General features: G+C 45.7%; 22 protein-coding genes and 2 pseudogenes. 9 read left to right on the forward strand and 15 right to left on the reverse strand.

The window, feature by feature from the left end:
- Window positions 1–84: 84 nt before the first annotated feature.
- Together BN1546_RS07510 and BN1546_RS07515 are read left to right on the forward strand one after the other, a co-directional pair.
- Complete coding sequence (locus BN1546_RS07510) at window positions 85–1,122, forward strand: alpha/beta hydrolase (RefSeq protein ID WP_040102139.1); 1,038 nt, start codon at window positions 85–87, stop codon at window positions 1,120–1,122.
- 251 nt (window positions 1,123–1,373) lie between these two features.
- A complete protein-coding gene (locus BN1546_RS07515; RefSeq protein ID WP_090736905.1) occupies window positions 1,374–2,753 on the forward strand; it encodes a Fe-Mn family superoxide dismutase in 1,380 nt (459 codons plus the stop codon).
- Window positions 2,754–2,764: 11 nt separating this feature from the next.
- Here the strand turns inward: BN1546_RS07515 and BN1546_RS07520 are convergent, their stop codons facing one another.
- From BN1546_RS07520 to BN1546_RS07550, 7 genes are all read right to left on the reverse strand, one after another.
- Entirely contained in the window at window positions 2,765–3,610 is an 846-nt protein-coding gene (locus BN1546_RS07520) for a lipoate--protein ligase family protein (protein ID WP_090736907.1), read from the reverse strand.
- Between the two features lie 193 nt (window positions 3,611–3,803).
- Complete coding sequence (gene folE, locus BN1546_RS07525; RefSeq protein WP_013369415.1) at window positions 3,804–4,397, reverse strand: GTP cyclohydrolase I FolE; 594 nt, start codon at window positions 4,395–4,397, stop codon at window positions 3,804–3,806.
- Between the two features lie 54 nt (window positions 4,398–4,451).
- Window positions 4,452–4,706 carry a YneF family protein gene (locus tag BN1546_RS07530; RefSeq protein WP_013369414.1) on the reverse strand — a complete coding sequence of 85 codons (255 nt, stop codon included), beginning with the start codon at window positions 4,704–4,706 and terminating at the stop codon, window positions 4,452–4,454.
- 105 nt (window positions 4,707–4,811) lie between these two features.
- Window positions 4,812–6,545, reverse strand: a complete 1,734-nt coding sequence (gene queG / locus BN1546_RS07535; RefSeq protein WP_058710696.1) for a tRNA epoxyqueuosine(34) reductase QueG — start codon at window positions 6,543–6,545, stop codon at window positions 4,812–4,814.
- Between the two features lie 95 nt (window positions 6,546–6,640).
- The gene (gene rnhA, locus BN1546_RS07540) at window positions 6,641–7,078 is read right to left on the reverse strand and encodes a ribonuclease HI (protein WP_063211548.1); all 438 of its coding nucleotides are present in this window, start codon (window positions 7,076–7,078) and stop codon (window positions 6,641–6,643) included.
- Window positions 7,079–7,169: 91 nt separating this feature from the next.
- Window positions 7,170–7,754 carry a signal peptidase I gene (gene lepB / locus BN1546_RS07545; RefSeq protein WP_025677452.1) on the reverse strand — a complete coding sequence of 195 codons (585 nt, stop codon included), beginning with the start codon at window positions 7,752–7,754 and terminating at the stop codon, window positions 7,170–7,172.
- A gap of 119 nt (window positions 7,755–7,873) precedes the next feature.
- The gene (locus BN1546_RS07550; protein WP_013369410.1) at window positions 7,874–8,299 is read right to left on the reverse strand and encodes a GNAT family N-acetyltransferase; all 426 of its coding nucleotides are present in this window, start codon (window positions 8,297–8,299) and stop codon (window positions 7,874–7,876) included.
- Window positions 8,300–8,820: 521 nt separating this feature from the next.
- On the opposite strand from BN1546_RS07550, the gene BN1546_RS07560 reads away from it, so the two are divergent.
- On the forward strand, window positions 8,821–9,435 hold the full coding sequence (locus BN1546_RS07560) for a superoxide dismutase (RefSeq protein WP_013369407.1): 615 nt from the start codon (window positions 8,821–8,823) through the stop codon (window positions 9,433–9,435).
- Between the two features lie 137 nt (window positions 9,436–9,572).
- Window positions 9,573–10,061, forward strand: a complete 489-nt coding sequence (locus BN1546_RS07565) for a DinB family protein (RefSeq protein WP_013369406.1) — start codon at window positions 9,573–9,575, stop codon at window positions 10,059–10,061.
- 8 nt (window positions 10,062–10,069) lie between these two features.
- Here BN1546_RS07565 and BN1546_RS07570 read toward each other — a convergent pair whose 3' ends face one another.
- Together BN1546_RS07570 and BN1546_RS07575 are read right to left on the reverse strand one after the other, a co-directional pair.
- Window positions 10,070–11,509 carry a PTS transporter subunit EIIC gene (locus BN1546_RS07570; RefSeq protein WP_090736912.1) on the reverse strand — a complete coding sequence of 480 codons (1,440 nt, stop codon included), beginning with the start codon at window positions 11,507–11,509 and terminating at the stop codon, window positions 10,070–10,072.
- Between the two features lie 24 nt (window positions 11,510–11,533).
- The gene (locus tag BN1546_RS07575) at window positions 11,534–13,729 is read right to left on the reverse strand and encodes an alpha-galactosidase (protein WP_090736914.1); all 2,196 of its coding nucleotides are present in this window, start codon (window positions 13,727–13,729) and stop codon (window positions 11,534–11,536) included.
- A 174-nt stretch (window positions 13,730–13,903) separates the two neighbouring features.
- On the opposite strand from BN1546_RS07575, the gene BN1546_RS07580 reads away from it, so the two are divergent.
- Window positions 13,904–14,725 (forward strand): AraC family transcriptional regulator, encoded by an 822-nt coding sequence (locus BN1546_RS07580; RefSeq protein WP_090736916.1) that lies wholly within the window; start codon window positions 13,904–13,906, stop codon window positions 14,723–14,725.
- Between the two features lie 529 nt (window positions 14,726–15,254).
- Complete coding sequence (locus BN1546_RS07585) at window positions 15,255–16,454, forward strand: MFS transporter (RefSeq protein ID WP_058831231.1); 1,200 nt, start codon at window positions 15,255–15,257, stop codon at window positions 16,452–16,454.
- A gap of 83 nt (window positions 16,455–16,537) precedes the next feature.
- Here BN1546_RS07585 and BN1546_RS07590 read toward each other — a convergent pair whose 3' ends face one another.
- Entirely contained in the window at window positions 16,538–16,981 is a 444-nt protein-coding gene (locus BN1546_RS07590) for an Lrp/AsnC family transcriptional regulator (RefSeq protein WP_058831232.1), read from the reverse strand.
- 170 nt (window positions 16,982–17,151) lie between these two features.
- Between BN1546_RS07590 and BN1546_RS07595 the strand changes: the two genes are divergently transcribed.
- Together BN1546_RS07595 and BN1546_RS07600 are read left to right on the forward strand one after the other, a co-directional pair.
- Window positions 17,152–18,318: a serine hydrolase domain-containing protein gene (locus BN1546_RS07595; RefSeq protein ID WP_090736918.1), complete on the forward strand. Its 1,167-nt coding sequence runs from the start codon at window positions 17,152–17,154 to the stop codon at window positions 18,316–18,318.
- A gap of 378 nt (window positions 18,319–18,696) precedes the next feature.
- Window positions 18,697–19,689, forward strand: coding sequence for a YiiG family protein (locus tag BN1546_RS07600; RefSeq protein WP_090736920.1), 993 nt, complete (start codon window positions 18,697–18,699; stop codon window positions 19,687–19,689).
- A gap of 69 nt (window positions 19,690–19,758) precedes the next feature.
- Here the strand turns inward: BN1546_RS07600 and BN1546_RS27775 are convergent.
- A pseudogene (locus tag BN1546_RS27775) lies at window positions 19,759–19,929 on the reverse strand (VOC family protein); the annotation flags it as partial.
- 383 nt (window positions 19,930–20,312) lie between these two features.
- On the opposite strand from BN1546_RS27775, the pseudogene BN1546_RS27780 reads away from it, so the two are divergent.
- Window positions 20,313–20,399 (forward strand): annotated as a pseudogene (locus BN1546_RS27780) (hypothetical protein); the annotation flags it as partial.
- Here the strand turns inward: BN1546_RS27780 and BN1546_RS27785 are convergent.
- From BN1546_RS27785 to BN1546_RS07630, 4 genes are all read right to left on the reverse strand, one after another.
- On the reverse strand, window positions 20,362–20,505 hold the full coding sequence (locus BN1546_RS27785) for a hypothetical protein (RefSeq protein ID WP_255305275.1): 144 nt from the start codon (window positions 20,503–20,505) through the stop codon (window positions 20,362–20,364). The pseudogene BN1546_RS27780 and the gene BN1546_RS27785 overlap by 38 nt on opposite strands.
- 822 nt (window positions 20,506–21,327) lie before the next feature.
- Entirely contained in the window at window positions 21,328–22,449 is a 1,122-nt protein-coding gene (locus tag BN1546_RS07620) for a GerAB/ArcD/ProY family transporter (RefSeq protein WP_090736922.1), read from the reverse strand.
- On the reverse strand, window positions 22,418–22,804 hold the full coding sequence (locus BN1546_RS07625) for a Ger(x)C family spore germination C-terminal domain-containing protein (protein ID WP_255305571.1): 387 nt from the start codon (window positions 22,802–22,804) through the stop codon (window positions 22,418–22,420). The genes BN1546_RS07620 and BN1546_RS07625 overlap by 32 nt, the downstream gene beginning before the upstream one ends.
- Before the next feature lie 25 nt (window positions 22,805–22,829).
- On the reverse strand, window positions 22,830–23,060 hold the full coding sequence (locus tag BN1546_RS07630) for a hypothetical protein (protein WP_014599466.1): 231 nt from the start codon (window positions 23,058–23,060) through the stop codon (window positions 22,830–22,832).
- Window positions 23,061–23,416 lie beyond the last annotated feature (356 nt).

Raw genomic sequence — 23,416 nt, forward strand, 5'->3', positions numbered from 1 at the left:
TACGGACATACCCTACTATTTTCAAGTGGAATTATACCTAAATTTTATGATTCGAAGATCAATTCTATATAAGGAGGCTCTTACATGATTTCGACATCCCAGCGCAACGCTCAGCTACAGACCGCTGTTCAGGAGCCGTCCACCCCACTCTTTAATCCCCGTATGCTGCGGTTCAAGCACGTTGTGATTGCTCTGCTGCTGTCGGTCGTATTTTTTCTATTGTTTTGTTTTATTGCCTTGCATGCTTACATCGCCTGGGTGCTTACGAATCCCACCGTCGCGCCATTATACTCTAATCCGATGCAGGCCAAAGGTATGCCTTATGAGGAAGTCAGCTTCCCAGCCAAGGATGGTAGCCGCATGGTACAAGGCTGGTATATCCCGGCAGATCAATCGCGGAAAACCATAATTTTTAGTCATGGCTATGGAGCTAACCGCGAAGAAAGCTGGATTCCCATGTATGATCTGGCGCATTATGCCCATAGCTTGAACTTTAATGTGGTCATGTTCGATTACGGATTTGCGTCACAAAACAGCAAGGCCGTCGCAACCGGAGGCAAGGCAGAATCCCAACAGCTTCTTGGGGCCATCCAGCTTGCAAAACAACGCGGCTCGTCGGAAATTATTGTATGGGGCTTCTCTATGGGAGCAGGAACCGCTCTTCAGGCGGGTTTGCAAACCAAAGATGTGGACGCGATGATTTTGGACAGCACCTTCCTACTGGAACCGGATACGCTCTACCATAACATTCACAATCAAATTAATTTGCCGAGACATCCATCTTTGGAAATACTGGAGTTGCTGTTTCCAGTCTTGAACGGCACCAGTTTGCATCAGATTCCATATCAGGAGGTTAAAAAAGAGGACTATCCGTTTCCAATCATGTTTGTGCATGGTACACAGGATGAAAAGGCCCCTTACCCCATTGCGGAAAAGCTCGCTGCCAATCAGACCAACCCGCTTTCCAGTGTATGGATTGTCAAAAACGGGATACATGAGCTTATTTTCAGAGAGCACCCTCGTGAATATTTGCGGCGGGTATCGACGTTTTTAAGCAATGTGCAGGAGCTGGAGGACAAGAAAACCACGGCTGCTGCCCATAAACAAACGACTACGAAGTAAAGAATTATTTTCGAAATAAGCATTCATCGCCTTGAAGAAGTCTGCCTATGGACACTTAACCCGTGCCGTAGACAGGCTTCTTTTTTTATTTTCCACGATTAATTATTGTTCTGCACAACAGGTATAACCTGATGAAGGAAGTTCATAGACATATTCCCGATGAGACGGCGAATATACTGGGTACATATGCATCCAGGACAGATCTGCTAGATCTGCCGGATAGCCATAGTGGGATACGGGAGGTAAAAACGATGCTGAGTACTTATGGGTCTTTCCTGCCCTTACGTGTGCTGGAGGAAATTCGTCATTGGAAGCAGCAGGAAAGTTGGCATGTGGAAGTGATTAAATCCGCTACTGAAGGGCTAGAACCTGCTTATGTGCGGCTGCTGGATGATTGGCGAACCGTATTTGAACAAACGGAACGGGCCGCCATAGAGTTGCTTGAAGAGCAACGGAGCGCGCTTGATCCGGTAGAACAGGCATGGCAACATCAGGAGAAAAAAGCGTCGTCTGCCCCCCAAGCTCATACACACCAGCTGGATAAACCATCAGCACATTCAAGGGGATCAGACGCATCAGCAACTGGAGAGAAACCGTTGTCCGAATCAGGCTTGAATTCACAGTCTGCCTCTCAAGAATTAAATCGTCGACTGGACGATTTGCTGCAAACTGCGAACCGTCAATCACAAGAATATGTACGGCAGCTAGGTTTGCTGACCGAGCACAGTCATGCATTGCGTCAACAGCCAAAATCCGCCGGAGTTGTAATACACGCAGCACATGAAAGTCAATATTTCCTGATTTCGACAACTCCCTTTCAAGAGCCCGGCTCCATCGCACGAGCCGCTGGGTTGTATCATGTAGCGGCAGAGGGTGAGGATTACCCGGAGCAAGCGTTTCGAGAGAGGCATGCCAGCATGAGAGGAGAAGGTTCTGGGGCTACTAAAGGCGTCCAGTCCGGTCAGACGCAACCTTCAGCAGCGGAAAAATCCTTAGTCGGTCGCCCGGTCCCTATTGGGGGACATCGGCTCCCTCCGCTTCCTTACCCTTATAATGCGCTTGAACCGTACATTGATGAAAAAACGATGCGTATTCACCATAACAAGCATCATTTGAGCTATGTGAATGATCTGAATAAAGCGGAAAAGAAACTGGAAGAAGCCCGAAAAACAGGTGATTTTGACCTCGTAAAGCATTGGGAACGTGAACTGGCATTTAACGGTGCAGGTCATTATCTGCATACTCTTTTTTGGACGATCATGAGCCCTCAAGGCGGTGGAAACCCAAGCGGACCGCTGGCTGAACAGATTAAAAAGGATTTTGGCAGCTACGATGCCTTCAAAAAGCAATTTAGTTCGGCAGCCGAAAAGGTCGAGGGCGGCGGCTGGGCTATCCTGGTATGGAGCCCGCGCGCCGGGCGGCTTGAAATTTTGCAGGCCGAAAAGCACCAGAACCTGACTCAATGGGAGTCTATTCCGCTGCTGGCGATCGATGTGTGGGAACACGCATATTACTTAAAGCATCAGGCCGAACGTAATAAATACATCGAAGATTGGTGGCATGTCGTCAACTGGCCTGAGGTGGAGGCGCGCTATGCTCAAGCCTCTAAGCTAAGATGGCAACCATTCTAAGCTAAAACAAACTACACCTGCAAATCGTACCGCTCTCTGAGCGCTGCCATCTGTTCTGCCAATCCTTCCGGTTGCACCAGCGAGCCATCGGCAGGCAAAATGGCAGCCCGGCTCTCGACCACACGGCGCAGCGATGCTGTGTACGCCTCGACAGACGGCACACCAGCTAGCTCTGCGAGGCTGCCCATCGTTGCCGGATTCACCTGGGGATAATCCGGCTGCTGCACGCCTGTCGGCGTATCCCCGGCCGCCTCTCGATAAAACTGCTGCACCGCCTGTGCGCGCTCTGCTCCGCGGCCCTCAATCATCACAAATGCTGTGATGATATACGCCTTGGCTTGACGCCGCTGCGCAATGCCGCAAAACTTGCGTCCCCCAACGCTCACATCGTAGTCCCCGGGACAGAAGGACCCGATGATTTCTCCGGTCTGCGCCTCGACAGACCACGGGGCCAGCGCATCGGCAATCAGCCCTGCCATGAGCCGAAAATCCTCATGCAGGCTGATGGCCCGCTGCGGATTCGGCAGGATCAAGGACAGGTTCAGTACCCCCCTGTCCAGCATGACGGCTGCTCCGCCTGAAGGACGCACACATACCGACGTTCCTGAGCTGCGCACCCGCTCCATCGCCTGTGGGGCGTTGGGAAGCCTGCGGTCCCGGTGACCAATCACAAGCGCTCCCGGATGCCGCCATAAATGCAAAATGGGCGCAGCTCCTTTCCCTACTTGCCGACAAGCTAGCTCCTCCCAAGCCAGCGGAAACAATACGTCTTCCTGCGTAGTCGTCAGTGGCGCTTCCAACCATTGCAACGCAGGCAATGCTGTTGTTATTTCTGTTGAGCTATGTATATGATCCATACGTTATCCCCTATCTTAAAAATAACTGTTATCCATAGGCTAATCGTAACTTTCAGGGCAGCTATGCTGCCATTTTTTTATTTCATTCTTCACAGCAACGATCCCGTCTTCTCTATTTCTGATGTTAACAAAAAAAGGCGGCTACGCCTATGCGTAGACCACCCTTTTTTTCATCCTATCACGCCGTGTTCAATCATTCCTTAATCAGGGACAAGAACTCTGCGCGTTGTGCTGCATTATCACGGAACGTGCCGCGCACTGCAGACGTTACCGTTTTGCTGCCAGGCTTTTTGACGCCTCTGGCACACATGCATAAGTGCTCGCCTTCCACGACCACCATAACTCCGTGAGCGGAGACCGCTTCATTTAGAATATCAGCGATCTGCGATGTAATACGCTCCTGTACTTGTAATCGGCGGGTCACCGCCTCCACCAAACGGGCAAGCTTACTTAGTCCTACAATTTTACCGCTGGGTACATAGCCGATATGCACTTTTCCGAAGAAAGGAGCCATATGGTGTTCACACTGACTGTAATAGACAATATCCTTCACGATTACAAGCTCCTCGTGATTCTCGTCAAATGTCACACCCAGCGCATCCCGTGGATCAACCTCATAACCCGCAAATATTTCCTCATACATGCGCGCAACGCGTGCCGGTGTTTCCAACAAACCTTCACGCTTGGGGTCCTCACCGATCAGTTTTAAAATCTGCTCCACATGGTACTCGATTTTATCCCGGTTATCCGCAGCTTTGCGGTTAATATAATCTTTTACGCCAGCCACAGTAATCCTCCTCTATGCAGCAACCTCATGCGGCATCCGTGCTCACGTTGCTCATTATTTCCGACGGCCCTGATTTTTACGCGCACCAGGCTGATTTTTGGAGAACTGTTGGTTCTTCATCATCTGCTGGGCTTTTTGCATCTGTTTCCCATTCAGGTTGTAGCCCATCTGTTTGGCCATTTTTTGCAGCGTTTCAGGGTCGTTTTGCATCTTTTCAAGCTGTTTGCGAAGATAATAAGCACCGATGAAAAATCCCCCGACCAAGCCAACAATCAGGGTAATAATCGGAATGACAATATTCCACACCACGAAGTCGTCACCTCTGTATATTTATATGAAACATCTTGAATTACACGAACCTATCATAGCAAAACATGGGACAGCTAGCAAATTACTTTTTGCAAACATATGTCCTTATTCCTTCTCCAATTCCAGCAGCTTCATCTTGACTGGCAAGCCTCCGGCATAGCCGACCAAACTTCCATTTGCACCTGATACCCTGTGACATGGAAACAGGATTGGCAATGGATTTTTGTTATTGGCTCCGCCGACAGCACGTACCGCCTTGGCTCGTCCGATCGATTCTGCAATATCTTGATAGGACACACTTTGTCCGTACGGAATATTTTGCAGTGCGCGCCATACCTGCTCTTGAAAAGGAGTGCCTCTCAAATCATAGGCTATACTGAATTCCCGTCGTTCTCCCGCAAAATATTCACGCAGTTGTTCTGCAGCTTCGCGCAGCTTTTCCGGCTCCTGTACATAGACATATTCCCCGACCCATGTCCGGGCCCATTGCTGAAGCAATGCTTCCTTCGCATAAAAAGAGCCATAGTCAATTCGACATAGCCCACGATCCGTAGCACACAGCGTCAGCGTGCCCACAGGCGTCTCCATTTCATCATAATAAATCGTAGTTGGACCCTGCGAATCCTCCGTCTTTAATTCAGCAGAAGTTTGTTGCTCTGCCTGCTCTTGTTCCTCTAGCTTGGAATGCGCCTGTGCGATCATTTCGCGTACTTGCTCATGTTGTTCCTTCTCTGATGCTTGCTTGATCGCTGTCATAGCGTTTTCCCCTCCTATTCGACTCAAAGCCCACGCCGCCGTGCCTCTCAGCTCGGGACGCGGATCATCCAATAAAACCTCCGTCAATTTGGGCACCGCGCTAACATCCTTGAAATTGCCAAGACCAATGACTGCATTGCGTTGAATCGGCTTCTTCCCCCGCCAGGCCGCCGCACTTTGACCAAATCGGTCTTTGAATTCGCGATTGCTCAAATCCAGTAACGGTAACAGCAACGGCTTCACAATTTCAGGATCGGGTGTAAGCTCGGGATGATGATCCCAGTTAAGGCCTCGATTTTTGGGACATACGATTTGGCACGTATCACATCCATACAGCCGATTCCCTATTTTCAGCATAAACTCCTCGTCCAAAAAGCCCTTGGTTTGCGTCAAAAAGGACACACACCGCTGGGCATTCAGCTGTCCCGGACCTACAAGCGCGCCGGTAGGACATGCATCCAAACATTTGGTGCACTCTCCGCAACCATCCGTAACCGGTTCATCTGGCTGGAAAGGAATGTTCGTCAACAGCTCCCCCAGATAAATCCATGATCCCAGTGTCGGTGAAATCATCATCGTATTTTTGCCGCTAAAGCCAATCCCTGCGCGTTCCGCAACAGCTCGATCCGACAGCTCTCCGGTATCCACCATGTTTTTTAAAATTGCATCAGGTACCCGCTCACTTATAAAAGCCTCAAGCTTTTCCATCGCTTCACGCAATACCAGATGATAATCTTTACCCCAGGCTGAACGCGCCAAAATACCACGGTACTTGCCCTTGTCCGACTTCGGCGGGTCCTTCATTTTGGAAGGATACGCCACCGCAATGGCAATCAGGGATGCAGGCTGCGAGCCATACAGCTCCGGATAGATGCGCTTATCAATATCGGGCTCTTCAAAGCCGGACTCATAGCCTTTAGCACGATGCTCTTCCAATATAGCTTTCAGAGACAGAAAGGGATCGGCGGATGCGAACCCGATGGAGTCGATACCCAGCCCTGGAGCTGCCTCAATAATTTCCTGCTTGAGCGAAGCCCAAGTCGAGGCCGTTCCGGTAGCCGTCCGAGTTAATTCGCGTTGCATCCGATACTCACCTCTCTTCTACTTTTATCATTACGGCTATGAGAATGTTGCAACATTCTCATATCTCAAATTTCAACAGAAAACAGCAACAGATGCTACCGTAAATTTTTAACAGCACTTGTCGCCAGAAAATCACAACGATTATTCAGTTCGTTGTCACTGTGACCTTTCACCTTCACATATTCAACCTCATGCTTACCCATCAGTTCCCACAGTTCTTCCCATAGTTCCTTGTTCTCCACCGGCTGATTTTTACTGTTACGCCAGCCATTACGGAGCCAATTCTTAATCCAGCCTTGTTTGAAGCAATTGACGACATAGGCAGAGTCACTGTGTACTTTTACACGGCACGGCTCCTTGAGCAGCTTCAGCGCTTCAATCACCGACTTGATCTCCATACGGTTGTTTGTCGTCATCTTTTCGGCACCCGACAGCTCCTTGCGGTGCTCTCCATACAACAAAATGACCCCCCAGCCCCCTGGGCCCGGGTTACCCGAACAAGCACCGTCGGTATATACCATCACTTCTTTCATCGTTCTCTTCCTTTCCTGATTGGGAAACGCTGATCCGTTATAACTCTGATCGGTTCGCACGTATTCCGCATTGATTTCAGACTATCGTTGCTCATAGCCACTTCCACTCCGAGATCGGCCAAAATATAAACTCTGCACGTCCCAGTAAATCTTCAGACTTAACGCTGCCAAAATACCGGCTATCCTTGCTTGCAGCCGTATGGCGATTATCGCCCATGACAAAAAAGTGTTCCGGCTCCACTGTAAAAGGACCGTAATCACCATCCTCCACGTCCGAGTTGGTGTACGGCTCATTTAGCAGCTCACCGTTTACATACAAATGATTATGCTCAATCCGAATGACATCTCCGGGAATACCTATGACTCTTTTCACTAAAAATCTTGGGCTGGACAGTTTGGAATCGGGATCTTTTAAAATCACAATGTCCCCTCTCCCCGGATCATGAAAATTATAAACCAGCTTATTAACGAACAAATGCTGGCTTTCCGTTAGCGTCGGTTGCATCGAATGTCCTCTGACCGTGGACAAGTTAAATACAAACAGGTTTAGAAGCAACAAGACGACCATTGCAATCAGCAGAGTAACTAACCAATCGCGTATGTAACCAGAGCGACCTGCCTGTTTGGACGTTTCCGGTGAAGGTAGCAGGTCTGACGAAGGAGTCAAAGCATCCATAATTAACCTCCTCAACCCTGTTATAAATAGAAAAGCATATCCCGTACCCGATTGCAACGGTTACTCAGATATGCTCTAAATGTAAATATTATACTTCATTTCTGTATATCGATTGCCGATTAATGAGGTGCCAAAATACTCAGCTTCTGAAACGCCTGTAAAATCTGGCTTGCTCCGTAGCCCATAGCTTCGTACAACGGCATGGCCGCACTGTTATGCTTGTCCCCGGCTACCCAAATACGGCTAACCTTACGTTGCTGAAAACGTTGCTCCATGGACTCCACAAGCGATTTCCCAATTCCCATCCGACGATGATCCGGGTGAATAGCAATACGATAGTAACAACCATGATTCTGATCAATCGTGCCAATCAGGGCACCAACGATCTCTCCCTCTTCTTCGGCAACGACGATCAAACCGGAATCCCACGAAAGCTGACGGGCAAAAGCACCCACCGTCTCTTTGTAGCACTCCTCTGACAAGGCAATTTGCATGAGTTCCGTAACTGAATTCACATCACTTAATTGAAAGGAACGAACGTGCATAAGTAATATCTCCCTTTTCGTAAGCATAATAAAAAAATTGAGACAGCACCGTCATTTTTACATAAATCCATAAAGCGCTTATCATGGTGTTAATCACAAGGCATTATGATAAAAATGCATACGATCTGCTATATATGAAATGAAGAACAGGAAAAGGGTGTATGCCCTCAAGTTCGTCATGTCATAGACATGACAGCTTATAGCAGACGACAAAAAAGCCGAAAATTCTGCTTCCTTGACCATTAAACCATACTTTTTGACGGAATACATCCCTTTTTCTAATGTAAGCGCTATATATAAAGCGTTTACATTTTTGGAGGTCAAATTTACCTCTTTTTACCTATGTATTACGTATTCCAATCGGGTTTTTGGACATGCTATCTACCAGGCCCTATTGCTCAGTTTGGTATTTTACAAACAAAAATGTTGAAAAAATAGGCTGGATGCGGTTTAATATAACTATCGAGGGTATTATTACATAGGAACACTTACCCAACCATATAACCAGGAGGGATTTTATTATGGCATTTCAATTACCAGAACTTCCTTACGCAAAAGACGCACTGGAACCACACTTTGATGCACTGACAATGGAAATTCACCATGATCGTCACCATAACACATATGTTACGAACTTAAATGCAGCTCTGGAGAGCGCTCCTGAACTGCAAAGCAAAAGCCTGGAGGATCTGATCTCCAATCTGGACAGCGTTCCTGAAAGCATCCGCACTGCGGTTCGCAATAACGGTGGTGGACACCACAACCACAGCCTGTTCTGGGAAGTTATCGGTCCTAACGGCGGTGGACAGCCAACAGGTGCAATTGCTGAAGCAATCAACAACGAACTGGGTGGCTATGACAAATTTAAAGAAGACTTCACTAAAGCAGCTACAACTCGTTTTGGTAGCGGCTGGGCTTGGCTGGTTGTCGGCAAAGACGGCAAACTGGCAATCACTAGCACTCCAAACCAAGATAGCCCGCTGTTCGAAGGTCTGACTCCGGTACTTGGACTGGACGTTTGGGAGCATGCTTACTACCTGAAATATCAAAACAAACGCCCAGATTACATTGCAGCTTTCTACAATGTAATTAACTGGGATGAAGTTAACAAACGTTACGCGGCTGCAAAGAAATAAGCCAGTAGCAACATTCTTATCCTAAATCATGAAGGGCTGTCTCAAAAGTAGATTTTCTACGAATGAGACAGCCCTTTTGGCATTCTGTGGTAAACTGGTGGAAATCATTCTTTATTACAGTCCCAGGAGGGTAATGGATGCAGACTTTTTTTCGTTATAACTGGATGGTTCGAGAACAATGGTATCGCTGGTGTGAAGAGGTGCCGCAGGAGGAACTGCTAAAAGAACGCATCGGCGGGGCTGGCGGCATTCTAAAAACGCTCTTTCATATCGTTGATGTAGAATGGAGCTGGGTTCAAATCATTCAAGGCAAACCTGATTTCCAGGAGGACTTCTCTCAGCATAATACGCTGGATAAAGTCCGCGAGCTGGACTCGAAGTTTCGACTCGATGTGGAGCCGTTCGTCCTCGCCTGGCATGAAGGTCTGGAACGAAAAAGGTTTGAAGATCACCGCCCGGACGGCAGAATTGTGATCGATGCCTGGGGCGAGGTGATGCGCCATGTCATTGCCCACCAAATTCATCATATCGGACAGTTGTCCGTATGGTCGCGTGAGCTCGGCAAGGCCCCGGTTTCAGCCAATGTAATTGGCAAAGGGCTGATTGAGAGCGATCCATCCATATAGGTCATTTCTTAAGATATTGCTTTTGACCTCTTGCTCTTGATAACACCATAAGCCAATGTAAATAATGCTCCACATATCAGGGCAATAAGATGAGCGACAAGATAATTGATATGACCGTGGTTATCTGACGCTGCAATTGCAAAGCCAGGAAGAGCCGTGGTTCCGAATCCTATGGCTGTCAGCTTGCTTAAATATACATATGCTCCGGCAACCATTCCTCCGAGACATCCAGCAACCAGAGGGAACTTATACTTCAAAGTGACCCCGAAGATCGCGGGTTCCGAGATTCCAAAAAGTACAGACCCGAATGCAGAGTAACCCAGTTCTTTAACCTTGGTGTCTTTGCGATTCAAAAGAATATACCCCAATACGGCGCCCCCTTGAGCCATCAAAGCTACCGATGCCAATGGATTGATAAAATTTCTGCCTGTGTCAGTTAACAGCTGTGCTTCTACCGCGCCCATAACATGGTGCAAACCTGTAATAACGATGATCTGCTGAATACCTGCAAAAAACATAAAGCCGAATATTCCTAGGTTTTGCGTCATCCAAAGCAACGAAACAGTCACCAGACTGGCTAGCTCCCGCCCAAGAGGGCCGATAATCGTAAACAATAGCAGAGAAGAAACAAAGACCGTCAGCAAAGGAGCCAAAAATAGTTTAATCATGTCTGGAACCTTTTTGTTAAAAAACTGATCCAACTTGGCTACCACATATCCCATCATCAGAGCAATAATAATACCGCCCTGAAAGCCTACCAACTGTACGGGAAGGCCGAAAAGACTGATCGATTCCGGATTTTGGCTCCCTTTAGCTACCTCAAAGGCATCCGCCAAGGCTGGATGAAGCATAATCGCACCCAGCACAAGCCCCAGAATCGGACGGCCACCATATCTCTTGGTTGCAGAATAAACAACAAGCAGCGGCAGGATGGTGAAAATACCTGTGGAAACGATTTGAACAAAGCGATTGATCCCTTGGAAAATTGGATACATCTCCACAATCGATTTAGGGCCGAATAGCCCCTTCTGGCCTAATAGACCGGTGATCCCCATTAACAATGCGGCGGCAAGAATTCCAGGCATGATCTCAATGAAGACATCTGACAGCGATTTAATGGCTTTTTGAAAAGGATTTTGCTTTTGTGCAGACTTCGATTTGACATCACTTAATGACATATCTTCTGTTCCGGTCAGTTTGGAGAACACGGCATAGATATTATTGACCAGCCCTGCTCCGAAAATGATCTGCAGTTGATCCCCAGCTATGAAAACACCTTTAACCAGATCAATATCTTCAATCTTTTTTAATTCCGCTTTTTCATTGTCCTCAAGTACAATTCTTAATCTTGTGGCACAATGGGCCACACCGATAATGTTCTCTTCACCACCGATATATTTTAAAATTTCTTGAGAAATTTGCTTATACTGCTTTTCTTTTGCTTCCATCTAGTAAAACCTCCTCTAGCTGAATCAGATGATGTCTTCTTTAACAAATCTCCAGAACAGACCTAAAAAGTCCTGCTTCACCCTGGTCAGCGTTATGCCTACATGCATTAATTCATCACCGCCAAACAGCTCACCAGTTTCTATATTTCTGTAAATGTAGTCTGGATTCAGACCTTTGAATTTTAACGTTTTAATCGCGGCAGCGGGTTGGGATAAAACCTTGAAATAGCTGGCCGCCATTTCCGTTTGATCTTCTGACACAAAGCTCCATGCGGCTTCTTTTTCATCAAACGGATTAATAATTCTGTAAAAGTTTCCAAACTGAATGAGCGATCTCAGTCCCTTATATAGAGCTATCTGTTTTTTCACCATTTCTTTTTCTTCAACGGTTAATGTCGTCAAATCCAGCTCATATCCTAAATTCCCGGCCATGGCGACATAACCTCTGGTCTCCAATGGTGTTATTCTGCCCACTTGATGGTTAGGTACCGTGGAGACGTGTGCGCCCATCGTAATCGGAGGGTAGACAAGACTTGTCCCCCATTGAATTTTCAGTCGGCAAATGGCGTCCGTATTATCACTCGTCCAGGTCTGAGGCATGTAATAGAGCATACCGGCATCAAAACGGCCTCCTCCACTAGAACAGCTTTCGAATAAGACATGGGGAAACTTCGATGTAAGCTCTTCCATAATACTGTAGAGTCCCAGGATATAACGATGCGCCGTCTCCCTTTGTCTCTCAGGTGGCAAGGCGACCGAACCCACATCTGTCATGTGACGATTCATGTCCCATTTTACATAAGTAATTGGAACGTTCGATAAAATATCGGAAACCGACTTAACGATGTACTCACACACTTCCTTCCTCGATAAATCCAACATAAGCTGATTTCTTCCCAGCGTATACGGACGATCAGGGACATGGATACACCAATCGGGATGCCTTCTGTATAAATCACTGTCTATGGATACCATCTCAGGTTCAAACCACAAACCAAACTCCATACCCAGATTTCGAATGCGATTGGCAAGATCCGGCAATCCATCTGGAAGTTTGCGACGGTCCACCACCCAATCGCCTAATGAAGTATTGTCATCATCTCGTTTCCCAAACCACCCATCATCCAATACAAACAGCTCCACTCCTACACTTTGAGCTTCCTTCGCCAACTGCTCAATCTTGTCGGCATCAAAGTTAAAGTAGGTGGCTTCCCAGTTATTAATCAGGATCGGCCGTTCCTTGTCACGAAATGGTCCACGACATAATCTGTTCCTGTATAATTCATGATAAATTCTCGACATGCCGCCCAAGCCATTTTCGGTGTATACCATAACCACTTCTGGCGTTTGGAACGACTCCTCCGGTCCAAGCAGCCATGTGAAATCAAAAGGATTAATCCCCATCGTGACTCTAGTGTTCCGATAGGAATCTACCTGCGTCTGGGCCGTAAAGTTCCCGCTGTACACCAGATTAAAGGCGTATACTTCGCCCTGATCTTCATCTGTCCCTTCTCTTACAAGTGCCATAAAGGGTGCCTGATGAGGGCTGCTAGCGCCACGGCAACTGTCTACCATTTGAATTCCGGGTAAAATTTTTCTCCTTGCTATATTTTTTTCATTGTTATGCGCACCGTACAAGGTAATGAGTTCATATTCATCATCTCGAAAATCCACACTGGCACTTAACGCTCTAAGCAGTTTTAGCTGCTGCTGACCTTCATTATCAAAACGGACATAACGGGTAATGACATCCCGCTTTGGATATAGGCTATAGGATAGTACAATCTTTACATCAATTAATGGATCTTCAAGGATGATTTCCAGTGTTTCTACTTCGCCATCATCCTCCGCATACGTAGAAGGAAGCCCTTTCAATTTTGCTTTGCCTTGGTAAACCCGATGTTCTTTATACCGAAAATCTGTCACTGTAGAACCATTCTCCAATTGAAGCTGATACGCAGGAATCCTGAAATCACTATTTCCAAATGACGGGTATTCTTGCGGGATGGTATCCAGTGAAAAGGCTCGATCCGCCCCATCCGGATTGGGTGAAAATCCTCTATCCATAAAGATGATTTTATTGCTTCCCCGATAGTTCTGAATTTTCTTTCCCCAATACAGATGGGCTAAATAACCATCTCGTATAACCTGCATGACATAACTGGTATTGTTGCCTTGTAAATGGAATAAAAGCTTCTCTTTATCGATGATTATAGCCATAGTGACCCCCTTATAGCGCCAATAGTAATATTTTCAAAAAGTATAAATTATGTTGTTTCCTTGTTTCTTACACCCTAATCATAATGGAATAGTTTTAATAATTATATGGAATAATGTAGACTCTATATGAAACGGTGTGATAATATGCAGAGATGAATTAAGAGGTGAAAACAAATGAGTTCGCATTTTTCCAATCATTCCTATAACAACTTAGATCTCAATCTATACACATGTGGAAAAGAAAGCTGTACCAGCAAACACTCTTATGGTCCAGCCATACGAAGCGGGTATATGGTGCATTTTATTTTAAAAGGAAAAGGGATCTTTAAAGTCAACGATAAAATCTATCATTTGGAGAAAAACGATGCTTTCTTTATTGAGCCGAAGGTTTTAATTTACTACGAAGCGGATGAAGTCGACCCATGGGAATATGCCTGGATCGGTTTTAATGGGGTGCAAGCAAAAGAATATCTAAGCCGGACCTGTATCCATAGGGACAATCCCATTTTCCGGTTTGAAGCAGAGGGCAATCTTGCTCGCTGTATGGAAAGTATCGTCGTTTCTTCTACGCTGAAATCCAACAAAGACCTGTTGCTTACATCCAAGCTGTATGAATTCCTGTATCTGATGTTTGAACTTTACCCTAATCAGGAAGTCAACAATGAGGTAAGACAGCAGCGGTATATCAAAGAAGCGCTTCTCTTTATTCAACAAAACTATTCACACTTCATTACCGTAAGTGACATTGCCAAGTACATTTCAATTGACCGTTCGTATTTGCATCGTTTATTTAAACAGCAACTCAATAAGTCACCACAGGAATTTTTATTGCATTTGAGGATTGAAAAATCTTGCTCCCTCTTAAAAAATACTTCCCTGAAAATCGGAGATATCGCTCGATCAGTAGGGTATAAAGATGTACTCCTATTCTCTAAGATGTTCAAAACGGTCAACAAATTGACCCCATCCGAATACCGAAAAAATCACCAAAAATAACACTTGCATCCCCTAGTCCCTCTTGTAGTGTCATAGCTTCGCTTGTTATTCGAGATCATTGTCTCAACCAGTCCCAAACATGTTTCTACAAGTAGGGGGTGAACAGTTTAGCACAAGGGGTCAAGCCCCACGGGCAGAGACGTTCTACCCCGGCTACCCGTAATAAACCTCTTATGAACAAAGAGGTCAACCAGTAAAAACTGGCTGACCTCATAATACGAACGGACAGGATAGTTGGTTGTTCGCGAAAAATAATAACTCCTTTAATTCCGGAGAGCCAGAGCGGCGCAACAGCAGCTGGATCTCTCCAACGTACGTCTCAAGCTGGTCGATTACGATTTATCATTAGGCCGCATCTGCGATGTCTGCCTTTAAAATCATGGAATTTCTATGAAAATAAAAGTATTTTCCTCTTAATTCACTTCATTCTCATTTAATCATCCATGTAAAAAAGTGTTTTATTTATATAAGCTTATACGAAAGCGAAAGCTTTTTTTAGCGGCAAAAAAATAACAAAGGAGGTTTTTTCGTGAACTCAAACACTGCTCTTATAAGAAAAGGCGGCGCAAATGTGTCGTCTTCCAAACGTCTTCCGTGGGTCGGGCTACTGGCCTTAGCCATGGCGGGATTCATCTGCATTCTTACGGAAAGCCTGCCCGCTGGATTACTGCCGCAAATTGCACAGGATCTTGGGGTCACAGAAGCTCTTGCCGGACAATTGGTCACTCTCTATGCGGTTGGATCTCTTCTGGCCGCCATTCCTTTGACAACGGCTACCCGCGGGTGGAGACGACGGCCGCTCCTGCTGCTGTGCATCATCGGCTTTCTTGTATTTAACACCATCACCGCGTTATCTTCCGTTTATGTGCTGACGCTTGTCGCGCGTTTCTTAGCAGGTGTCTCGGCAGGTGTTCTGTGGGGGATGACGGCCGGTTATGCGCGGCGCATGGTGCCTGATTCGCTGAAAGGAAGAGCGATGGCCGTAGCAATGGTTGGCACCCCGCTGGCATTGGCTCTGGGCGTTCCGCTTGGCACTTTTTTCGGTGCATATACAGGGTGGCGTCTCATTTTCGGAGCTGTATCATTACTGACTGTAGTCCTTATTGGCTGGGTGCTTTGGAAGGTGCCGGATTATGCCGGTGAGCCTGCCGGTGATCAGCTCCCTTTTCACAAGGTTTTCCTGATTCCCGGTGTACGGCCGATTCTGTTCGTCGTTTTGGCATGGGTGCTGGCTCATAATATTTTGTACACTTATATTGCACCGTATCTTGCGAAAACCGCGTTTGCTCAGCGAGTGGATTTGGTTCTTCTTATTTTCGGAATTACCTCGGTAGTCGGCATTTGGGTGATAGGCATGCTGATTGACCGTTTTCTAAGGATGCTGGTTTTAATCAGCATCGCGGGATTTGCTTTGGCTTCTGCAGCCTTGGGAATCGGAATGGATCAACCTGCAATCATTATTCTTAGTGTTACGGTGTGGGGGCTTACGTTTGGCGGGGCAGCCACTTTACTGCAAACAGCAATAGCACAAGCTGGGGGAAAAAGCGCTGATATAGCCCAATCGATGCTGGTTACCGCGTGGAATGTGGCAATCGGCGGAGGAGGTATTATCGGCGGTGTTATTCTTGAACTGCTTGGAGCTGAATTCCTTCCGAGCTTATTAATCATCCTGCTGCTTCCCTCCTTGCTTGCAGCTTGGCTAGCTAAAAAGCATGGCTTTCCTTCCTAAAGGATCTATGAGTATGTGCAACATAAGCAAAAAATGAATCCGCTGCAAGGCGGATTCATTTTTTTGGATTTTAGAATTACATCTTATGCGAGCAAATTCGTTTCTCCAATGAGACTTTTATAAGCGATTGGTGAAGACATTACGATCAGAGTCGTATAGGTTCCGTATTGATCGCATCGGTTTTCAAACGCCTCCAGCTCCTGGGTTGTTTCCGTGAGGACCTTCAATAAATAATTATACTCCCCGCTTATCCGATAACATTCGGTGACCTCCGGTGATGAACGACAAAAATCAAGGAAAGGATAGCAATTCCGGGTCCGAACAAGCATATAGGCGTGGCATTGCTTACCCACTTTTTGCAAAGAAATGACGGTTCGGTATTCCTCGATAATACCCTTTTCTTCCATGCGTTTCACACGTTCAGTTACGGCTGGCTGAGACAGTCCCACCAACTTTCCTAAATCTGTCATTGATAATCTCGCCTGGTTCTGCAAATGAAGCAGGATGCTTTTATCGATTTCGTCCAAAAAAATCGCCCCCTTAAATTTAAAAGTTATTTCTTTTAAATACCTATAGAATCATCGCGAATTTCTTTATAAAACGTGTTTGTTTTATGTTAGTCGCCAGAAATTATTTATATAATAAACACACTTGCTATAAATAATCAAGTAAATTACAGTAGGAGAGGATGAGAAGTATGAGAAATATAGATCTGGAATTGGTGCATAAAAGAGTCAATGAGGTAATTGACCATGCACTTGAGGAAAAAAGGATCGTGGGTACCGTTGTCCAAATTGCATTAGGCGGAAACCTTGTTTACAACAGACCTGCTGGTTGGGCCGACCGCGAGCAGAAACGGCCGATGCAGGAAAATGCTTTGTTCAGATATGCTTCAGTAACCAAGCCGGTCGTGTCAACGGCAGCCTTAGTATTAATTTCGCAAGGGAGATTGCAGTTAAACGATCTGGTGGAAAAATGGTTGCCCGTCTTTCGTCCCAAACTGCCAAATGGACAGTATGCCTCCATGACTGTTCACCATCTGATGACGCATACCGCCGGTTTAACCTACCGTTTCTTCCAGGAAGAAAAGGGAACTTATGAGCTTGCCGGGGTATCGGACGGAATGGATCTGGCGGGAATTACACTTGAAGAGAATCTGCAAAGACTCGCTTCTGTCCCGCTTCTATATGAGCCGGGGAAAATGTGGAGATATTCCATAGCAACAGACGTGCTCGGAGCGGTCATCGAAAAGGTTACTGGAATGCCCCTAAGTGAAGCTGTACGGGTGCTTGTAACTCATCCGCTTTCTATGAAGGACACGGATTTCAAGGCCGTGGACACGGACAGATTGACCGCGGCTTACGCAGACAGCGCTGAAGAACCCCGGCGCTTGCACGAGTTTGATACCGTTCCTTTCGTGGAGGGGACGGCAGGATTCCTCCTTTCACCCAACAGGTTTACCGATAAGACAGCTTATCCTTCCGGGGGAGCCGGCATGATTGGCAGCGCAGGAGACTTTCTTAAACTGCTGGAGGCTTTACGGCAGGGAGGAAATCCGATTCTGCCTGAGGCTCTTGTCACGGAAATGACAACCAATCAAATTGGTGACCTTGTGATGCCCTATTGGCCGGGGAGAGGCTTTGGACTTGGTTTCACGCTGCTTAAAGACCCAGCGGATGCCAATACATTGGAATCGCCGGGAACGTGGCGGATGGGCGGAACCTATGGTCACTCCTGGTTTGTTGATCCGAGAGAGGAGCTTAGTGTTGTAGCGTTCACCAATACGGCGCTTGAAGGAATGTCAGGCAGGTTTACAACGGAGCTGTGCGAATCTGTCTACAAGGGTATTCGAGGAGTTAAGTAGAGAGTGGAGAACGATAGTTCAATGAAGCATTGAAAATTTAAGGGAAGAAGTTATATGTGATACAAAACTGTTACAAATATATCTTGTAACAAAATGAACCACTTGTCAGAATTCGTCCTATTGAAGTCGCATATTATGCGGCTTTTTTTGATTTATGAGATCAAGTGTCGACAAAGAAATTCATAAAATTATGCTACTCAAGTCTCAAGACCCATTCACCAAATAATTTTAAAATTGATTAGATTATTTCACAATCAACATTAATATGCGGCGAAGAGGGAATTTAATCGACCAGAAGAGGGCAGTTGTTCTCTCTCCTATTCAGACACCTTACAAAAGAAAAGCACGTTAAATTACTCAGTCGGAGGAATCACTATTTTGAGAAAGCTATCATTTTTTATTGCCATTATCATGTTAGGTACAATGTTGTCCGCTTGTTCTGCCATTACATCCACCGTGGATCAAGCGCCTGCAGGCGTTACGTCCGGCGAGAGCAAAGAAATCGAAAAATACAATGCGTATGTGAGGCTGAATAACTTGATGACAGGCAGAATCAATGAGGTTCTGGTTCATTATTTCGAGAAGTTCGGAGGTGATACACAGCCTGTAATCGACAAGAACTTCAGCTTCATCATGCTCGGCGTTGCTGAAACTGAGCGGGAAATTGTTGATAAAGCGAACGGCTATACCGCAAGCCAACCTGCTTTTGCGAACGTAGACCCCGTAGTGATCAAACTGACACCGGTCATCAATGATCTGTTGTCCGTCCTGGACGAAATGAAAGCCTACTACGATACAAAAGGCTACGTGGATGATGATTTCGCAAAAGGAAAACAGCTGCATACCAAGCTTGTAAGTGCCAATCTCGCTTACGAGACTGTCGCCAAACAATACTTCACGGCTTTGCAAAAATTGGGTAACGAGCAGCGTCTGGCCGAACTGCAAAAACTCAAGGATTCAGACCAGCAGATCAGGTATAATGCCTTGAAGTTCATGATAGATGCCGAGGCTACGGCCATTGAAATGGATGAGCAGGGAATCACCGCCGACAATGTGCTGCAACTTGATATGACGAAGTTTAAAGCCAAATACGACATTATGACCGCAGATCTGAGTACGCTCATGACAATCTCAAAAGACAAGAAACGAGTTCAAAAAGAAGGGATTAACAGCTTCAGTATCGAGAGCTATGTTGATTCAGCCACTGAGGCAAAAGCGGCCGCTTCGAAAATCATTGAACGCATCAATAAGAAGGAACCTGTATCTGATTCTGATCTGAACGGCCAGTTCCTGAACACTACGGATGGCACACCTGAGAATTTCAATTATAAGCTGAGCAAGGCAGTCGAACGATATAATGAAATAAATTAAGCGTATCGTAGATAAGGCTGTAGCAACGATTCTAGGGAAAGAAAAGCAATGGTGGAGAGGCGAAGAGGTTACAAGATTGCCGTCGGGATTGCGAAACAGAACGGCACGGTTCCCCCACGGCATTGTGGAGGGTCCCTTTACCCACTCATCGACAAACGGCTTCAAGCGCTCGTATTCGGCATCGACATCGTGGACGTGGAACTCGATGATGACAGTGTGATTGTCGGCCGCCACTGCCGAACATATACAAAAACACTACTGACAACAGTATGTAAGTAGCGTTTATGAAGAAACCATAGGGAAAGAGTGATATGACTGAACTAACAGGATACGTTAGTTCAATGGAACAGCGACAGTCTAGGACTTTATTTCGTATTATTAGGTCAACCAAAAATTTGGTTGGCCTATTTTAATAGGTGTTTTAAGATGACGATAGCCGGGAAGAACTAGGTGGTTTTAGGGAAATAAATAACCCCGTCAAGAAAACTGTTCTCCCACTATCACCAACGACCATGTTTGAGCTGGTTGGGGCATGCGATCCCGTATAACAAGCGAAGCTATGAGGTTGGAATCATCGTGGGCTCGTTTCATTTCTCATACGAGAAGAAATTGAATATCTCATTGTGAATCCCTTGCAATCTAAGCGAGCACGCGGGACTACGTTACGCAAAGTTAAAACAGATGCAGCAGACGCTTGGCACTTAGCTGAAATGTTCTACCGCGGCGATTTAAAGCCGCACCGGGCATGGGATGAAGCTCATACAAGCTTGCCTTCAGGGTAAGGTCAAAAATGCCTCTCAAGCTTTGTTTGAACATGCTAGGCTCTCTCACTCTAGGAAGTGGATTAACGATAGAGCAGAGCTGCTAGACATAGCGCTGAAGCAAAAAGTCAAGGTCAACCGAAGCATCTCTCAACATTCCGTTTTAGAAGGAATGATTACCTTATTACTTGCTTTTCAGTCTCAACTCGAAATATTAGAGACACAAATGGAGAAAATTTCCGTAAATCAGCTTATACATCACATATACGCCATACTTAGTAAAAACGATCCCTATTGTCTGTAAAATTACCATATTACCATATTAATCCAGAACTTTCTGTAGGAGCAGAGGGTTTCTTAGTCATGCCTCTAAATGGGGTCCAGCCAATATTTTAACGAAAATATACGCTAAGGGAGCATAAAAAACGGGCTTTTCTTACTCTAAGTTGTTGTCCACTATACATCATTAGCGGTCATCAGTATGCCGAAAAACGGTTCGTTACGTCCGCTAAGGTCATCAGGAACGACGAAAATGCATGTCCGATAAAGCTAAACATAAAAACGGTCAAAATGTTGGCGCTACCCCTTATACCAAAACTGGTCCTCTATAAATTCTAAAGCATCCCGGTTTTGGACAGTAAACCGGTCACTCATAGAATGAATCGTGTTGATACGCTTACATAGATCATCCGGATTCCAGCGTGAGAGTAAGATCTTTGGATCACCACGCATGCCTCCAAGAGGATTCGCACGATAAATGCCTGAAAACGCCAGACGGTTGACCAAAAGCAGACTCCATGCAGCCTCGAACATCATCTATGTTCATATTTTCACTACCCCTATTTATTATCATTTTAGGGGTGAATGACCAATTACATTATGAACGTTTCCCATCTAGGTTTCCCCTTACGCAGAAGATCATGGAAATGAGAAGAAGCACCAATGGTACTGCCGCGCATATGATCATTCCAAAATACCCCGTTACTGTACCAAAGTTATCTATTTGAATAAAATTTTGAGGATAGATGCTGACGGCAAATATGATAATTAACGGAAGATAAAAAATGTATCCGTTCCACTTTTGGGTGAGCTGGCTGATCCCGGCTACAAGATAGAAATAATAATTTGAGGCGGTCATGAAAATTTTGATTGTCCACAAAATGATAAAAAATATTTCAAACCGTTCCAGGAACGCACCGGGGAATTCAATTTGCTGCGCAAAAGAAACGACCGGCCATTGCAATTGGGAAACTTCTTCTACCGACATACAGCCAACGACCATCGTTACCATCATGACATACAAAGCCATTGCAATCGAGTAGCCGATCCCCCCCGCTTTCCATGCTTTTTGTGGATTGACCATAAAATTAGTTAATATGAGCATGGATTCAAAACCCAGCGTCGAAAAAGGTACAACTTTAAGAGATTTGAGGATCGGCCCCCACCCTTGATGGAAAACAGGGCGCAAATTATCAATGTCAAAATGATTGATATTGAGAATGATCAGCAATAAATAAACAATAAAGGTTAAGGGAAAGAAAAGCTCGACCAAGCGAACCATCGCATGAAGACCGCCCGAGGTCAAATAACCAATGAGCAGAAGAAACGGCAAGAGAATCATGCTTACCGGAGTTCTCTCCAATGCAAGGGCTTTGAGGAATTCTGCCATCATTCTGGATACAAGAGAGCAGATCATCACGCAATATACCATGAACGCAATATTGATGAAAAGGCTGATAAATTTACCTGCGATCACAGAATTGAGCTCATAGAACGTCTTCCCTGGAAATCGCCGACACAATTTCACGTTGATAAAAACGACGCCGACACCAAACAGACTTGCCAGCAAAAGCCCCTGCCACACGTCAGGCGTTTGCGTCTGTTCCGTGATGGTTCGTGGTAAACTGACAATTCCCACAGCGTACACGGTCGAAGTTACTGTTAATAGAGCTTGTATAGTAGAAATTTCATCCTGTTTCATGGAAGGTGTGTTGGGCATTACGCTCCCTCTCCTTTTGTATAAGCACCTGTTCGTTCAATCTGTACTTCAACCCGAACGTCGATCGGTATTTCACTGAATGTATCTGCCAATTGTCTTTTACACGATCCCAGTAGGCGGGATAGTTCACTTTTACCTTTGAACCGAAGCCGGCTACGTCTGCTTTCATTTCTTTCTGGAGCTTGCTTAATGATTGGAGCACGATCTTTTTGATTTCATCTTGCACCGTTTCTTTAGCGGTTCGGATGAACAGTTCCTTCAAGAACTCCGAAGAAATAACCGAGTTTTCGTTTAGTTTGACAGCTGTTTTGATACGAACCGTGAATGAGAGAGCCTCCCCTTTGACGTGAGGGATAAGTTTGCTATGGGTATCCTCAACTTCATCCTGATAACACTTCTATCACACACGCCTCAAGATCTGTTCCTTCTTTCGCATTGATCGTAAAAGCCGCCTGCTGTACCAATTCTTCCTTCAGTTGTTCCAGATTAACCTGAGAGCGGCCTTCACGGATTCCCGTTTGTCCCACATCCATTTTTTTGAAGACGACATCAGGAAGATGATCCAGGATCTTTTTTAGATGATCTAATTTCGCCTCGAGTAATCTTGCCATAACGATGACGGTCCCCCTTCAAAAAACTTAAATCATGATATACATGTAATATGTGTAAAATAGTGATAAATATTCATGGGGAAGAACAGGGGTCTATCGTGTTCGGCGATGAGTAGATACTAGAACCAGAGGGACTCTCTTTGAGTATCAGTAAGCAAAAAAACGAACACCAGATGGTGTCCGTTGTTGGTCATACATATGAAGGCGAGGGTACTCTCGTCGAGCGATTCCGTGAAGCTAATCCCTTTTAGCTGCTCATTGAATTCCCGAATTGTTCTGTCGTTCCGTTTGGTTCAACAGTAGGATTTCTGTTTAATGCAATTGGCAAACATTTTGATTTTTGGCGAGTAACACAA

Origin of the sequence: Paenibacillus sp. Mc5Re-14, assembly GCF_001049835.1 — a bacterium.
GTDB classification, from domain to species: Bacteria; Bacillota; Bacilli; order Paenibacillales; family Paenibacillaceae; genus Paenibacillus; species Paenibacillus polymyxa_C.